Here is a 14918-nt window from a genome sequence, read left to right as displayed (position 1 = left end):
AAAATGTGGGAAGGGTATGCTGCCTCCCACATGAGCCTGTGTTCTTTAAACGTGTGTACACCCTTTTATGCCCAATCAAACCATCAAAACCCCGTGCGTAGGCCTCTGTTCCACCGTTTACGGTGACTTGGTCTGCCGGGGCTGCAAGCGCTATCACCACGAAGTCATCCAATGGAATGGCTACAACGCCGATGAAAAACAGGCGGTGTGGCTGCGCCTTGAGCAATTGCTGGTGCAGGTGATGACCAGCAAACTTGAAGTGTTCGACCCCCAGCGCCTGCGCCAGCAGCTGGAAGACCGCAAGATCCGCTATGTGCCACACCAGTCGCCGTATTGCTGGGCCTACCAGTTGATTGCTCGCGGTGCGCGGGTGATTTCCCGGCTCGACGCCTATGGGCTGGCGTTGTTGCCGGAGTTCCGCGAGCGCAGCCTCAGCGACCTGCGCGACGCCATTGACCGCGAGTTTTTCCTGCTGTCAGAGGCTCATTACGAGCGTTACATCGCGCCAGCGTTTGTGCAGGACGCATTCGGGCCAACGCTGATCGTCAGCGCCTGAACCGCCCCACACCCTTCGTCATTGTGTTTAAAATGCCGCCCGCTCAAACACCGACGCTCACCGATGACCTCAGACGCACTCGCCACCCTGCATGCCCATTTGCTCACTGCCCTGGCCGACGCGCCCACTGAAACCCGGCGCCTGTTCCACGGCCGTGGCCGCTGCTGGCCGGGCCTGGAGCAATTGACGGTGGACTGGCTGCAAGGCGTGGTGCTGGTGGCGCTGTTCAAGCAGACCGAGCAGTTGGACGCCTTGAAGCAGCAGCTGTTGCAGATCGACTGGGCCACCTGCGGCGTGCGCGCCGTCGCCCTGCAACACCGCTACCTGCCGCAAAGCACCACCGAATGGCTGCTGGGCGACCCCATCGACGAGCTGACCATCACCGAAGGTGGCCTGCGCTACCTGATCGACCTGGGTAAAAAGCAGAACAGCGGCCTGTTCCTCGACATGCGCTACGGACGCAACTGGGTGCGCGACCAGGCCAGGGGCCAGCGCGTGCTCAACCTGTTTGCCTACACTTGCGGGTTTTCGGTGGCGGCCATCGAGGGCGGCGCGGCCCATGTGGTCAACCTGGACATGGCCCGTGGCGCCTTGAGCCGGGGCCGCGACAACCATCGCCTGAACAGTCACGACCTGGGCAAGGTCACCTTTCTGGGCCACGACTTGTTCAAGTCCTGGGCCAAGGTCACCCACAGCGGCCCGTACGATCTGGTGATCATCGACCCGCCGTCCTTCCAGAAAGGCAGCTTCCTGCTGACCAAGGACTACCAGCGCGTACTGCGTCGCCTGCCGGATCTGCTCACGGCGCAGGGCACGGTACTGGCCTGCATGAACGATCCGGCCTTTGGCGAAGACTTCCTGATCGACGGCGTCACCCGCGAAGCACCGGGCCTGCGCTTTGTGGAACGCCTGGAAAACCCGCCGGAATTCCCCGATATCGACCCTCAAAGTGGCTTGAAGGCCCTGGTGTTTCGCCAAGGCTGATGCCGAAAAGTCCTACGCTTGCTAACCTAAGCGGTACAGCGGGGCGGTGAACCTTATCCCCTCCTCCCCGGTCGATACTGCATTCCCCGGCCAGACTCGACGGCGTCACGTCGTCGGCTGCCCCGTTCCACCTTTGGAGAAACGCCCGTGATCTCGACCCTGCATGTAGCCAGACTAAAAGCCTGGGGCGCCCATGGCTTTACCGCCACCGGCGTGGTCCTGGCCTTCCTGGCCACCCTGGCGCTCCTGGAAAACTCGCCCAAGGCCTGCCTGCTGTGGCTGGGTCTGGCGCTGGTGGTGGACGGCGTCGACGGCTCGCTGGCGCGAAAGCTCAACGTCAGCACGGTGTTGCCCAGCTTTGACGGCTCGGTGCTGGACCTGGTGATCGACTACCTGACCTACGTGTTCATTCCGGCGCTGTTTATCTATCGCTACATCGACCTGCCGGAATTCACCCACCTGTTCACCGTATCGGTGATTCTGGTGTCGTCGCTGTTCTGCTTCTGCAACGTCAACATGAAGAGCAAGGACAACTACTTCGTCGGCTTCCCGGCCGCCTGGAACGTGGTGGCTTTGTGCGTCTACATCATCCAGCCGGACGCCTGGGTGACCTTGACGACCGTGATCGGCCTGGCCCTGCTGACCGTCACCCCGATGAAATTCCTGCACCCGTTCCGCGTGAAACGCTTTATGCCGATCAACATCGCGGTCACCACCATCTGGCTGCTGTGCAGCTTCCTCATGGTGGTAGATCATCCCAACACCAACCCGTGGACGTTCGGGCTGTGGTCGTTGATGTCAGCGTACTTCCTCGGGATCTGCGTGTGGCGCACGGGGCTTGAGTGGCTCGAAGCACGGCGCTGAGCCGTTGTTGAGCAACGAAGCACGCCCGTACAAGCCCGGTGTCTGATTTAACGCAATAGTGATGCGGTTTTTTCACTCGCGCTTTAAAGCACAAGGGAGTTTCAGATGAGCACATTCGTTGCCAAAGACGGCACCCGGATCTACTTCAAGGACTGGGGCAGCGGCAAGCCCGTGTTGTTCAGCCACGGCTGGCCACTGGATGCCGACATGTGGGAATACCAGATGGAGTACCTCAGCAGTCGAGGCTACCGCACCATTGCCTTCGACCGTCGCGGCTTCGGCCGCTCCGACCAGCCATGGACCGGCAATGACTACGACACCTTCGCCGACGATATCGCCCAGCTGATCGAGCACCTGGACCTTGCCGACGTGACCCTGGTCGGCTTTTCCATGGGTGGCGGCGACGTGGCGCGCTACATCGCACGCCATGGCAACGCGCGAGTCGCGGGCCTGGTGCTGCTGGGTGCGGTGACGCCGATCTTCGGCCAACAGCCGGATTATCCGCAAGGCGTGCCGGCTGAAGTGTTCGACGGCATCAAGGCCGGCCTGTTGAAGGACCGTGCGCAATTTATCAGTGACTTCAACGCTGCGTTCTTCGGCATCAACCAGGGCCAGGAGGTGTCCGCGGGCGTGCTGACGCAAACCCTGCAGATCGCCCTGCTGGCGTCGCTCAAGTCCACCGTGGACTGCGTGACTGCGTTCTCGCAGACCGACTTCCGCCCGGACATGGCGACCATCGATGTACCGACGCTGGTGATCCATGGCGACGGCGACCAGATCGTGCCGTTCGAGACCACCGGCAAGGTGGCGGCGCAGATGATCAAGGGCGCGCAGCTCAAAGTGTATAAAGACGCGCCCCACGGGTTTGCAGCGACCCATACCCAGCAGCTCAATGAAGACCTGCTGGCGTTTCTGCAACGCTGATCAACCGTTTGCACGCAGCGAACAGCCACTGCGGGAGCCCCTCTCCCACAGTGGCATGCCGATCCCTGGCTGACGCACGCGGCCCGTTGCTGGACAATGGTTGGAATCAACCGCCGCAAGCTGCGGTCCCAGTACACACGCTCACTGCAACAGGTATCCCTCCATGACACTGCCCCAAACGATGACCCTGATTGAAATCACCGAATTCGGCGGCCCTGAAGTACTCAAGCCACGCCAGGAAGCCGTGCCGACACCTGGCCCCGGTGACATCCTGATTCGCGTGCACGCCGCCGGCGTCAACCGCCCCGACGCCCTGCAACGCGCCGGCAAATACCCGATGAAACCCGGCATGAGCCCGATCCCAGGCTTGGAAGTGGCCGGTGAAGTGGTCGCACTGGGCGACGGTGTCACCCAATACAGCCTCGGCGACCGGGTCTGCGCGCTCACCAACGGTGGCGGTTACGCGCAGTTCTGCACCGTGCCGGCCGGCCAGGCGCTGCCGATCCCCGAGGGCATGGACTGGATTCAGGCCGCTGCGGTACCGGAAACCTTCTTTACCGTCTGGGCCAACCTGTTCGGCCTGGGCAATGCCCACACCGGCGAGCGCGTGCTGATCCATGGCGGCACCAGCGGCATCGGCACTACCGCGCTGATGCTGTGCCGCGAGTTCGGCATCCAGGCCTTCGCCACCGCCGGCAGCGCCGACAAGTGCGCGGCGATTGCCAAGCTGGGGGCCGAACCGATCAATTACCGCGAGCAGGACTTTGCCGACGTGATCGCCACGCACACCGATAATCAGGGCGTGGACGTGATTCTCGACATCATGGGCGCCTCTTATCTCAACAACAATCTGAAGGCCCTGGGCATGGATGGTCACCTGGTGATGCTGGGGTTCCTCGGCGGCGGCAAGGCCAACGACGTCGACCTGCTGACCATCCTCAGCAAGCGCGCAGTGATCACCGGCTCGCTGCTGCGGGCACGCACCGCCGAAGAAAAAGCCGCCATTGCCGACCAATTGCGCGAGTACGTCTGGCCGGTCCTGGCGGAAGGACGCTGCCTGCCGATCATCGACCAGGTGTTCGACTACACCCAGGCCGACCAGGCCCATGCACGCATGGAAGGCGGCGACCACATCGGCAAAATCGTGCTGCGGGTGGTTTAAACCAGTAAAGCGATGCCCTCGTGGCGAGCGGGCTTGCCCCGCGTTGGGGTGCGAAGCGCCCCCAATCCAGCAAAACGCGGTGTACCTGATACGGCTCAGCGCCTGGTTTTGGGGCTGCTGCGCAGCCCAACGCAGGACAAGCCTGCTCGCCACAGGGAATCTGCGCTTAACTGAACGGCATTGCGGCAAGCCCACTCGCCACAGGGCGTGTGATTATCTGGAATGGATCACAGCGCAGTGAATTGCCCTACTCGGCGTACACACCCAGGCCGACCAGGCCCATGCCCGCATGGAAGGCGGCGACCACATCGGCAAGATTGTGCTGCGGGTGGTTTAAACCAGTACAGCGATCCACCTGTGGCGAGCGGGCTTGCCCCGCGTTGGGGTGCGAAGCGCCCCCAATCCAGCAAAACGCGGTTTACCTGATACGGCTCAGCGCCTGGTTTTGGGGCTGCTGCGCAGCCCAACGCAGGACAAGCCTGCTCGCCACAGGGAATCTGCGCTTAACTGAACGGCATTGCGGCAAGCCCACTCGCCACAGGGCGTGTGATTATCTGGAATGGATCACAGCGCAGTGAATTGCCCTACTCGGCGTACGTCGGATAATCCACATAGCCCAGTTCAGAACCGCCATACATCCCTTCGGCCCGCAGCGGGTTCAACGGCCAGCCGTTGAACAGTCGCTGCGGCAGGTCCGGGTTGGCGATGAATGGCCGGCCGAAGGCAATCAGGTCCGCCAGCCCCGCTTCGATCAGCCGCGCGCCGCGCTCGGCAGTGTAGCGGCCTGCGTAGATGATGCGGCCGCTGAAGGTGCTGCGCACGGCCTGGCGGAAGCTGTCAGGCAGGTCTGGGGCGTTGTCCCAGTCGGCTTCGGCGATGGACACGTAGGCGATACCTGACTGCTCCAGCACCCTGATCGCTTCGATATAGGTGTGGTGCGGGTCTTCTTCGACCAGGCCGATGTAGACACGGTCCTGATCGGTGCCGCTGAACAGCGGTGAAAAACGCACGCCCAGGCGCTCGGGGCCGACTACCTGGCTCACCGCCTCGACCACTTCGCGCAGGAAACGCAGACGATTGTCCAACGAGCCGCCGTACTGGTCGTCACGCTGATTGGAATGCGCCGAAATGAACTGGTTGACCAGATAACCGTTGGCCGAGTGAATCTCCACCCCATCGAACCCTGCATCCAGGGCATTGCGCGCGGCCTGGGCGTACTGCCCGACCAACTCGTCGATCTCGAGCAGGTTCAACGCGCGCGGCACCGGAGGCTGCACCAGATCGCCAGTACCCGGGCCGGTAGCGATAAACGCCTTGGCCTGCTCCGCCTGAATCGCCGAAGGCGCCACCGGGGCCGCGCCGTCAGGCTGCAACGCATTGTGAGAGACCCGACCGACATGCCATAACTGGGCAAAGATCACTCCGCCCTCGGCGTGCACGGCGTTGGTGACCTTGCGCCATCCTTCGATTTGCGCGGGGCTGTAGATACCCGGCGTCCAGGCATAACCCTGGCCACGGGGTTCGATCTGCGTGCCTTCGCTGACCATGAAACCGGCGGTGGCGCGCTGACGGTAATACTCGGCCATCAAGTCAGTGGCGATATCACCCGGCTGGGCGCTGCGCTGACGGGTCAGCGGCGGCAATACCACGCGGTTGTTCAAGAGGTGATGGCCCAGTTTTACCGGGGTGTTTAAAACAGTGGCAGTCATTGCGATATTCCAAATTCGGGACGAACGAAAGCGTTGGCGACTCGTGCGAGTCGCCAGCGATAAAACGGTGGATGGGTTAAGCGGTGAGGTTAAGCAGGGCCTGGGCCACTTCGCTCGAACTGCCGGGGTTCTGCCCGGTGACCAGCAGGCCGTCGACAATCACGAAGGACTGCCAGTCAGCGCCCTTCTCGTACTTGCCGCCCAGTTTCTTGAACTCATCCTCGACCAGGAATGGCACCACGTCGGTCAGTTGCACTGCCGCTTCCTCGGAGTTGGAGAACCCGGTGACACGGCGACCCTTGATCAACGGCTCACCATTGACCGCCTTGACGTGACGCAGGGCGCCCGGGGCGTGGCAAACGAAACCGATCGGCTTGCCGGCACGCTCGAACGCTTCGATCAGCGCAATAGAAGTGGGCGACTCGGCCAGATCCCACAGCGGTCCGTGGCCACCTGGGTAGAACACGGTGTCGAAATGGTCAGCGTTGAGCGTGTCCAGCTTCACGGTGTTGGCCAGGGCCTGTTGCGCGGCCGGGTCGGCGGCGAAACGGCGGGTCTGTTCGGTCTGGGCATCCGGCTGATCACTGACCGGGTCCAGCGGCGGCTGGCCGCCGGCCGGCGATGCCAGCACCACCTCGACGCCGGCGTCCTTGAACACGTAATACGGGGCTGCAAACTCTTCGAGCCAGAAGCCGGTCTTGCGGCCGGTGTCGCCAAGCTGGTCGTGAGAGGTGAGTACCATTAATACTTTCATTTTCCAGTGCCTCGATCGATGTGGATGTCAGGGTATACGGGGCTGCCCAACAACTGTTGAGTCAGCGACAGCGCCTCGGTGAACGGCGCAGCGGTACGGGTGATCTTGCTCATGACGCTGGTTCCCAGCCACAGCGCATACAAGCGCCGGGCAAGGCCTTCGGGGGATTGCTCGATAGCCAGCGAACCGTCCTCGACCCCGCCGCGTATCGCCTCGGCGAGTACTTCGATGGTGCGCGAGGTGCCGCTTTGCAGGGCCAATCGCATCGGCTCCGAAAGATCTGACACCTCGGCACCCAGTTTGACGGCCAGGCATTTGCCGGAATCGGTGCAGCCGGTCTGGTTGTCGATCCAGGCCTGCCAATAGCGCATCAACGTGTTGTGCCGGGACAGTTCGGGCTGGCTGAACAACTGCTGCATGCCATGCACGTAGTTGTCGAAGTAGGTGTCGAGCAACACCACGCCAAACGCGTCCTTGGAGCTGAAGTAGTGATAAAACGAACCTTTGGGCACCCCAGCGGTTTGCAGTATTTCGTTCAGGCCCACCGCGGAAAACCCCTTGGCGCCGATCAGCGGCTGCGCACTGTCGAGAATCACTTGCCGGGCACTTCTGGTGTCGTTGCTCATGCTTGCCTCCCACCGATTAGACCAGTCGTCTAGTTCGTGGAGCCATGGTAGGGAGCGTGGCTGAACCCCACAATGTCAGATCCGCAAGGATTTCGGCCATGGCTCGAAGTCGGTTGCCGTTTCTGCGACGCCCGCCGACAATCGCCCTCCCCGTGCCCCTTGGAGAATAACGATGCACAGCGTTGCGCTGATGGTTTACCCGAACTTCCAGTCCCTGAGCCTTAGCCTGGGCTCGGTGTTCGAGTGCGCAAACCTGCTGCGCGGCGAGCCGGCCTATGAGTTTCATCTGGTGTCGGAAAGCGGCGGCGCGGTGATGACGTCCCAGGGCTTTTCGGTGAACACCTCGCCCCTTCGGCCACAGGGTTATGACACGTTGATCGTCAGCGGCTACCTGGAGTTTCGCCTGCCGGAAGCGAACCTGCTGGAACTGGTCAAGGCGGCCTCCGCACAGTCACGCCGCGTTGCGTCTCTGTGCATGGGCATCTTCGTGCTGGCCGAGGCCGGGCTGCTGGAGGGCAAGCGCACCACGACCCACTGGATTCACGCGCCAGCGTTTCGCAAGCGCTATCCGCACATCCGCCTGGAAGAAGACAAACTGTTTGTGGTGGACGGCCAGGTGTGGACCGGCGCCGGCATGAGCGCCGGGGTCGACCTGGCCCTGGCCATGGTGGAGAACGATCTGGGCAGCGACCTCGCCCGGCGCATCGCGCGCAAGCTGGTAATCGCCCAGCGCCGGGGCAGCGAGCAGTCGCAGTTGTCGGCCCTGCTGGAGCTGGACCCCAAATCCGACCGCGTGCAACTGGCCCTGGCCTACGCCCGCGAGAACCTCACCCATGACCTGTCAGTAGACGCTCTGGCCGAAGTCGCCCGGCTCAGCCCGCGCCAGTTCAGCCGGGTGTTTCGCGAAGAAACCGGGCAGACGCCGGCCAAGGCCATCGAATCGCTGCGGGTGGAAGCCGCGCGGGCGATGATGGAAACCAGCCGGCACCCGGTTGAGGTGGTCGCTCGCGAAACTGGATTCGGCGACCGCGAGCGCATGCGCCAGGCGTTTCTACGGGCGTTCGGGCAACCGCCTCAAGCGATGCAGCAGGCGTTCAATGCAGCGCCGCCCGCGTAATCAGGTACGTCACCAGCTGCGGGTCATCGTCCAGCTCAAGGGTCTGCACAGGGCGCGGCAGGTAATCGAGCACCGTGCGCCAGAACGCCTGTGACACTTCATCCTGGTCATAAAAACGCACCAGCCAGTTGGCTTCGCCACTGCACAGCACCTGGGTGGCGATGGCACGGCCGATGCCTCGGCGGCGGTAGCGCTTGAGGATAAACAGGTCGGCCAGCTCCAGGGCATCCATGCCCAGCTCGCTGCCTTCGATCAACATGAACCCGGCGATGCAGCCATCCACCAGCAGCAGGTTGGCGCTCCATTGCGGGTCTTGCCAGTAGCGCGACAGGTGTTCGTCATGGATATAGAAGCGGCCGTCCGCTTCGACATCTTCTTGTTCCCAGTCCGAGGACTCGTAAGCGTAGTACTGGTACAGATTGCGGATCAGCTCGGCATCTTCGGGGCCGGTCTGGATCAATTCGACGGTGGTTTCAGGCATGGGGCTCTCAGTGAAATAACGCAGGGCGCCATTGTTCACAAAACGTCGCCTCAAGCCAATGGCGAGTGAATCCTTTCTATTGGCTGAACGGAATGCAGATAGCGAGGGCCCCGGCCACCACCCTGAAACATTTGGAATAAACTTCGCCGATTCTCGCTTCTCAAGGACATGCCTCGTGACCAACGTCTGTACCGCCGGCCTGGATGTCGGCTTTGCCTCCCTGGATTACCTGCAGATTTTCTTCCTGGGCGTGATTCAGGGCATCACCGAGCTGCTGCCGGTGTCGTCCACCGCCCACATGCGCGTGGTTCCCGCCCTGCTCGGCTGGCAAGATCCGGGCTCGGCGTTTTCGGCGGCCATGCAACTGGCGGCGCTGGCGGCCGTGGTCAGTTATTTCTGGCGCGATGTGCGCCAGGTCACCACCGGCAGCATCGACGCGGTGCGCCGGGGCGACTACAACGACCGCTGGTTCAAGCTGGCGGTGGCAATTGTGCTGGCCACCCTCCCGATCTGCATTGCCGGGCTGGTGCTGTCGTCAACCCTGAATGCCTGCAACTCGCCGATGCGCGGGTTGATGGTGATCGGTATTTCCTGCGTGGTGATGGCGGTATTGATGGCGGTGGCCGAGGTGCGCGCCCGGCATACCCGTGACGTCAGCCAGATGCGTCTGCGTGATGCGCTGATCGTGGGGGTCGCACAGATTGGTGCGTTGATCCCTGGGGTATCGCGCTCGGGCTCCACGTTGACGGCGGCGCTGTTTCTCAACTTCAAGCGCGAGGAAGCGGCGCGTTTCTCCTTCCTGCTGGGCCTGCCCGCCATCGCCCTGGCCGGGCTGAAAGAGCTGTGGGTGTTGCTGCACGCCGACCTGCCCGCGCATGCCTGGACGCATCTGCTGTTCGGGCTGGTGGTGGCGAGCATTTCGGCGTTTTTTGCGATCTGGGGGCTGATGAAGTTTCTGGAGCGCTTTTCAACCTGGCCATTTGTGGTCTACCGGGCGCTGCTGGGCGTCTTTTTGATCGTTGCCGTCAGCACCGGCCTTTTGAGCTGACGAGCTTGTGCAACAGGTCTTCCAGAGCGCCTGCACCAGGCTTTTCAGTTTTAATGCCTCGGCCCAGCGGTCACTGATCTCGCGGCCATCCGCGCCGGTAATCGCATACGGCGGCGGGCCGAGCTCGCAGGTGAAAGACAGGCTCTGCGGCGTGTCGGGCCGAGCAAGCCAGTCTTCAATGCCGTAGCGCCACCAGCCGCTAAAGCGCTCGACCCAGGCTTGGTGCCGGGGAAACTCCAGCGACACCTGCACCTGCTCGCTGCTCGCCACACGGCCATGAAAGCCCCAGCTGTGACGCAGGATCGTGTGGATCTGTTCGTCGTCTTCGGCAACCCCAGGCTCAGGCAATTCGCGCCCGACCACGTAGTGGGACAGGTCGGCCAGCAGTTTCAAATCCGGCATTTGCGCCAGCAGGTCGAGGGTAAACATCAGGTCATTGGTGAGGCGATAACGATGGGTTTCCAGCAGGATCGGAAAGTCCGCCTGTTCGGCCAGGCGTTGCCAGCCTTCGATCAGCCGGCCCGCCTCGGCCTGGGTGCGCGGTCGCACATCGGCTTGCAGGGTGAGGTGATGACAGCCATGGCGGCCGATCACATCCAGCGCGGCCGCCAGGTCGTCCACATTCTGCGGAAACAGCTGGCCTTCGATCTGCAAACCGCGCGCAGCGGTGGCGGCGTGTAAACGGGCGACGTCGGCGGCGTTGTAGTAGTGGTCGGTGACGCCATCAAAACCGGCGGCGGCAATTCGGTCCAGTTGCGCGTCGAGCGAACCGGGTTCGGTTTGCATTGCCCACAGGGATTGGAACACCAGAAATTGGCGCATGTCAGCTCCGCAGCAGGTGTTTGAGGGATTGCTGCGGATCGGACAGGTTCGCCGCCGTCAGCGGGATGCGCGCCGCGATCAGCCGTTCGCACAGCTTGATGTCCCTGGCCACGCTGTTGCCCGGCGCCCAGCCGCAGGCACCTTGCAGGTGGCCATCGCCGTGCAGGTAGAACAGCAAAACGCCGCCGGTGGGCAGATAACGCGTGACCATTTGCGCGGTCATCGCACCCACGGTGAGCAAGCCCCAATCGAATTGATCGGACCAGAAGCCCGGCAGGGCATCGAACGGTAACTCGCGTCCCAGCAGACTCAACGCCGCATGCCGCCCCTGAGCCTCGGCGTTGCGCCAGGTTTCCTGGCGCTGGTAGACGCCGCCCAGCTGGAACTCACACACGTCGCCCGCAGCAAAGATATTCGCCACGCTGGTGCGCAGTTGCGCGTCCACGCGAATGCCCTGCCCCACGTCCAGCCCGGCCGCTGCGGCCAGTTCGAGATTGGGTTGCATGCCGATACCCACCACCACCAGGTCACAGGACAGTACCTGCCCGCCCACCAGTTGCACGGCGTCGGCGTGGATGGATTCCAGCGTCACGTTCAAGCGCACATCCACGCCGTGATCACGGTGCAGCGCCAACAGCGCCTCGCTGATGATCGGCGGCAGCACCCGGCCCGCCAGTCGCGACCCGGCTTCGAGCACCGTCACTTCACAGCCCATGCTGCGCGCCGTCGCCGCCACTTCCAGGCCGATAAACCCGCCGCCGATAACCACCAGCCGCGTGCCGGGGCGCAAGGCCGCGCGCAACGCCATTGCGTCATCATGGGTGCGCAGGTACAGCATGTGCGGCAGATGCTGGGGCAAGCGCCGCGCCCGACCGCCGGTGGCCAACAGCAGGCCTGAATAGGCCAGCCATTGGCCGTCGGCGAGTTGCAGGCGGTTGTGTGCAGGCTCCAGGCGGCTTACCGGGTTGCCCGCGACATGCTCGATGCCAAGCTCGGCCAGCCGCGCGCCGTCGCACAGGCTGCAACTCGTCAGGTCCGTCGCGCCTTGCAGCAGGCCCTTGGACAGCGGCGGGCGCTCATAGGGCAGGTGCGGCTCATCGCCGATCAGCATCACCCGGCCGCTGTAGCCTTCCTCACGCAGGGTAAGCGCCGCACGGCCTCCGGCGTGCCCCGCGCCGACAATAACAAGGGGCGCGTTCATCGTCACAGCGCAACGGCGAGCAATACCCGGCCCGCCTCCACACGCACCGGGTAGGTTTTGAGATTGACGCACACCGGCGCGCCGAGGGCCTTGCCGGAGCGGTAATCAAAGCGCCCATTGTGTTTGGGGCATTCGATGACGTGGTCCATCACCAGGCCATCGGCGAGGTGGATTTTTTCGTGGGTGCAGAGGCCTGCGGTGGCAAAAAACTCGTTATCGGCGGAACGGAACACCGCGTAGGTGTTCACCCCGTGATCGAAGCGCAGCACGTCTTCCTCGTCAATTTCGCCCACGGCGCAGACGTCGATCCATTGATCGTTCATGGCGTTTTCTCTTGTTTCAAGGGGGGAATGATCAGCCGGCAGCAGTCTCTGCGTGCATCGCAGCGGCGGCCGGTTGCACCTGTGCGCGAATCGGGCGCTGGACGAAGTAGCTCGGGTCGCGGCGCTGCCTGAGAATTGTCGGGATGATCTCCCTGTAGGCATCCCGCAGGCTTGCGTAGGGCGGCGGGCAGTCGCTGCGGATTTCGTCATGCAGTTGCGCAAGGGCGTGGTAAGGCACCATCGGATACATGTGGTGTTCGAGGTGGTAGTTCATGTTCATGTAGATAAAGCGCAGCACGCGGTTCATGTAGATGGTGCGGCAGTTGCTGCGGTGGTCGAGCACGTCTTCGGCCAGGCCCACGTGCTGGGTAAGGCCGAACAGGTAGCCGAGCCAGGCGCCGTAGAGACTCGGCAAACCCACCAGCATCAACGGCAGCCAGCTGTGCAGGGTCATCGCGACGCCGATGATCAGCGCATAAACAACCACCCAGATGCGTGCGGCGCGGAACACTTTGGGCCATTCGGATTCAGGGATAAAGTCCTGTTCCTGGGCACTCATGCGCCCGATGGCATGGCGCGCAACGCCGCTGAAGGTTTTCCACGCGAGGGGCAGGTTGAACATGCTGAGGGCCATCATCCACAGGCTTGGCGGACGCGGTTCGACGATCTCCGGGTCGCGGCCGACCACGATGGTGTCGGTGTGGTGACGCGCATGGCTCCAACGCCATACATGGGGTTCGAAAATGCACATGAAGCTCGCCAACTGGTACAGCGTGTCGTTCATCCAGCGGGTCTTGAAGGCGGTACCGTGGCCGGTTTCGTGCCAGCGCGGGTTGGAGGCAGTACCGTAGAGCACGCCATAGGCGAGGAAGAATGGCACGCATGCCCAGGTGCCCCAGAACCAGTAGCCGCCAAAGCCGGTGGCGAACAACGTGGCGAACCAGAGGGTTGTGTCGAGCAGGGCGGGGCCATCGCGGCGCTGCATCAGTTCTTTCATGCGTTTGCGCGCGATGGGCGACTGGTACCAATTGGCCGAGACCAGGCCTTTGTCGAAGGCGCGGGCGGCTTCGGGGCCAGTGAGGCCGTAATCGCGACGGGTTTTATGGGCGGTGTGTTCAGGCATTGTTATTGTTCTCCGCAAGCGGGTTACAGGGGCTTTGCGAAATCACCATAGAGCGCCGCCAAATCAGCCTCAAGGCCTTGAATCCATTCCCTATCAAGCTATCATCCAGGCCAGGCGCTGCTTGATAGTTTTCTATCAAGGCGCTAAAGGGGCTCGCCATGCACACCACTAAACGTCCGACCATTGCCACCGTTGCCGCCCAGGCCGGATTGAGCGTGGCCACGGTTGACCGGGTGCTCAACGCCCGCGCGCCGGTCAATCCACAAACCGCCGAACAGGTGTTCCAGGCTGCCGAGGCCGTGGGCTATTTTGCCGCCCGGCTGATCGGCCAGCGTATTCGCGAACGCCGCCCCACATTCCGTTTCGGCATCCTGCTGCTGGGCACCGCGCAGGCGTTCTATGCACACCTGGCCGAATCGATCAGGGAAGCCGCCGCGCAGCATGCCGCAGCCAACCTGACGTGCCAGTTCGACTACATCAACGACCGCACACCGAGCGCCATCGTCACGCAGATCGAGCAATTGGCCGTGCAGTGCGACGGGCTGGCAGTGGTCAGCTTCGCCCACCCGTTGATCAACGCCTGTCTGGCGCAGATTCGCGAAGCCGGCGTGCCGGTGGTCGCGCTGCTGTCGGACATCCATGAGCAGGCGCTGGAGCCCTATGTGGGCCAGGACAATCATGTGGTCGGGCGCACCATGGGCTGGCTGCTCGCGCGCACCTGCGGGGCACGTAAAGGCAGCGTCGGGATCGTGCTGGGCGGCCACCGTTTTCTCGGCCATCAGGCCCGTGTCGAAGGCTTGCACAGTTATCTCGACGAACATGCGCCGGGGCTTAAACCTCTGGAACCGCTGATCAACCTCGACAACTGCGACATCACCGAAGAAGCCACCCTCGACCTCCTCAGCCGCCACACCGACCTGCGCGGCCTGTGCGTGGTGGGCGGCGGCGGCGACGGTGTAATCAGCGCCCTGGCCCAACTGCCCAGGCGCCCGGCGCTGTGTTGCATCCTGCAGGAGTCCACCGCGCTGTTACGCCAGGCGCTGGGCCAGGGTTTGATCGATGTGGTGATGGACTCCCAGCCCCGCCAGACCGCCACCGCGCTGGTGCAGTTGATGGTGCAATTGCAGAGTGCCGAAGGGTTCGACCCGTTGCAGCATCGCGTGCACATACCGCTGCAAATCGTTACCTGCGAGAACATCTGAAACAGGCGGACACCTTCGTGGC

The 14918-nt window shown here is 63.0% G+C and carries 16 protein-coding genes; 8 read left to right on the top strand and 8 right to left on the bottom strand.

What is annotated here, in order from left to right; genetic code table 11:
• The first annotated feature begins 67 nt into the window (after positions 1-67).
• From H045_RS07365 to H045_RS07345, 5 genes are all read left to right on the top strand, one after another.
• On the top strand, positions 68-556 hold the full coding sequence (locus tag H045_RS07365; RefSeq protein WP_003239171.1) for a DUF1289 domain-containing protein: 489 nt from the start codon (positions 68-70) through the stop codon (positions 554-556).
• A gap of 63 nt (positions 557-619) precedes the next feature.
• Positions 620-1540, top strand: a complete 921-nt coding sequence (locus tag H045_RS07360) for a class I SAM-dependent methyltransferase (RefSeq protein WP_015371902.1) — start codon at positions 620-622, stop codon at positions 1538-1540.
• Between the two features lie 147 nt (positions 1541-1687).
• On the top strand, positions 1688-2404 hold the full coding sequence (pcsA, locus tag H045_RS07355; RefSeq protein ID WP_003239175.1) for a phosphatidylcholine synthase: 717 nt from the start codon (positions 1688-1690) through the stop codon (positions 2402-2404).
• 105 nt (positions 2405-2509) lie between these two features.
• On the top strand, positions 2510-3328 hold the full coding sequence (locus H045_RS07350; RefSeq protein ID WP_015371901.1) for an alpha/beta fold hydrolase: 819 nt from the start codon (positions 2510-2512) through the stop codon (positions 3326-3328).
• Between the two features lie 163 nt (positions 3329-3491).
• Positions 3492-4490, top strand: a complete 999-nt coding sequence (locus H045_RS07345; protein WP_015371900.1) for an NAD(P)H-quinone oxidoreductase — start codon at positions 3492-3494, stop codon at positions 4488-4490.
• Between the two features lie 584 nt (positions 4491-5074).
• On the opposite strand, the gene H045_RS07340 is transcribed toward H045_RS07345, so the two are convergent.
• The 3 genes from H045_RS07340 to H045_RS07330 form a co-directional block, all read right to left on the bottom strand.
• Positions 5075-6199 carry an alkene reductase gene (locus H045_RS07340; protein WP_015371899.1) on the bottom strand — a complete coding sequence of 375 codons (1125 nt, stop codon included), beginning with the start codon at positions 6197-6199 and terminating at the stop codon, positions 5075-5077.
• A gap of 76 nt (positions 6200-6275) precedes the next feature.
• Positions 6276-6953, bottom strand: coding sequence for a type 1 glutamine amidotransferase domain-containing protein (locus tag H045_RS07335; RefSeq protein ID WP_003239372.1), 678 nt, complete (start codon positions 6951-6953; stop codon positions 6276-6278).
• On the bottom strand, positions 6950-7579 hold the full coding sequence (locus H045_RS07330; protein WP_015371898.1) for a TetR/AcrR family transcriptional regulator: 630 nt from the start codon (positions 7577-7579) through the stop codon (positions 6950-6952). Before H045_RS07330 ends, H045_RS07335 begins: the two co-directional genes overlap by 4 nt.
• Positions 7580-7751: 172 nt before the next feature.
• Between H045_RS07330 and H045_RS07325 the strand changes: the two genes are divergently transcribed.
• The gene (locus H045_RS07325; RefSeq protein ID WP_003239369.1) at positions 7752-8696 is read left to right on the top strand and encodes a GlxA family transcriptional regulator; all 945 of its coding nucleotides are present in this window, start codon (positions 7752-7754) and stop codon (positions 8694-8696) included.
• On the opposite strand, the gene H045_RS07320 is transcribed toward H045_RS07325, so the two are convergent.
• Entirely contained in the window at positions 8674-9177 is a 504-nt protein-coding gene (locus H045_RS07320; RefSeq protein WP_041931606.1) for a GNAT family N-acetyltransferase, read from the bottom strand. The genes H045_RS07325 and H045_RS07320 overlap by 23 nt on opposite strands.
• A 175-nt stretch (positions 9178-9352) precedes the next feature.
• Between H045_RS07320 and H045_RS07315 the strand changes: the two genes are divergently transcribed.
• Positions 9353-10225 carry an undecaprenyl-diphosphate phosphatase gene (locus H045_RS07315; protein ID WP_003239364.1) on the top strand — a complete coding sequence of 291 codons (873 nt, stop codon included), beginning with the start codon at positions 9353-9355 and terminating at the stop codon, positions 10223-10225.
• Here the strand turns inward: H045_RS07315 and H045_RS07310 are convergent.
• Genes H045_RS07310 through H045_RS07295 form a run of 4 tightly spaced genes read right to left on the bottom strand, consistent with a single transcriptional unit; the run spans position 10145 to position 13694 of the window.
• Positions 10145-11047, bottom strand: a complete 903-nt coding sequence (locus H045_RS07310) for a sugar phosphate isomerase/epimerase family protein (protein WP_236277885.1) — start codon at positions 11045-11047, stop codon at positions 10145-10147. The genes H045_RS07315 and H045_RS07310 overlap by 81 nt on opposite strands.
• Before the next feature lies 1 nt (position 11048).
• The gene (locus H045_RS07305; RefSeq protein WP_015371895.1) at positions 11049-12248 is read right to left on the bottom strand and encodes an NAD(P)/FAD-dependent oxidoreductase; all 1200 of its coding nucleotides are present in this window, start codon (positions 12246-12248) and stop codon (positions 11049-11051) included.
• A gap of 2 nt (positions 12249-12250) precedes the next feature.
• Positions 12251-12571 (bottom strand): MocE family 2Fe-2S type ferredoxin, encoded by a 321-nt coding sequence (locus H045_RS07300; protein WP_003239357.1) that lies wholly within the window; start codon positions 12569-12571, stop codon positions 12251-12253.
• A 31-nt stretch (positions 12572-12602) separates the two neighbouring features.
• Positions 12603-13694 (bottom strand): fatty acid desaturase family protein, encoded by a 1092-nt coding sequence (locus tag H045_RS07295; protein WP_015371894.1) that lies wholly within the window; start codon positions 13692-13694, stop codon positions 12603-12605.
• A 158-nt stretch (positions 13695-13852) separates the two neighbouring features.
• On the opposite strand from H045_RS07295, the gene H045_RS07290 reads away from it, so the two are divergent.
• Positions 13853-14896 carry a LacI family DNA-binding transcriptional regulator gene (locus tag H045_RS07290; RefSeq protein ID WP_015371893.1) on the top strand — a complete coding sequence of 348 codons (1044 nt, stop codon included), beginning with the start codon at positions 13853-13855 and terminating at the stop codon, positions 14894-14896.
• Positions 14897-14918 lie beyond the last annotated feature (22 nt).

The sequence above is a fragment of the Pseudomonas poae RE*1-1-14 genome (genome assembly GCF_000336465.1).
GTDB lineage: Bacteria > Pseudomonadota > Gammaproteobacteria > Pseudomonadales > Pseudomonadaceae > Aquipseudomonas > Aquipseudomonas poae.
Note: the sequence above shows the minus strand (reverse complement) of the source record. Positions and strands in the feature narration are given on the sequence as shown.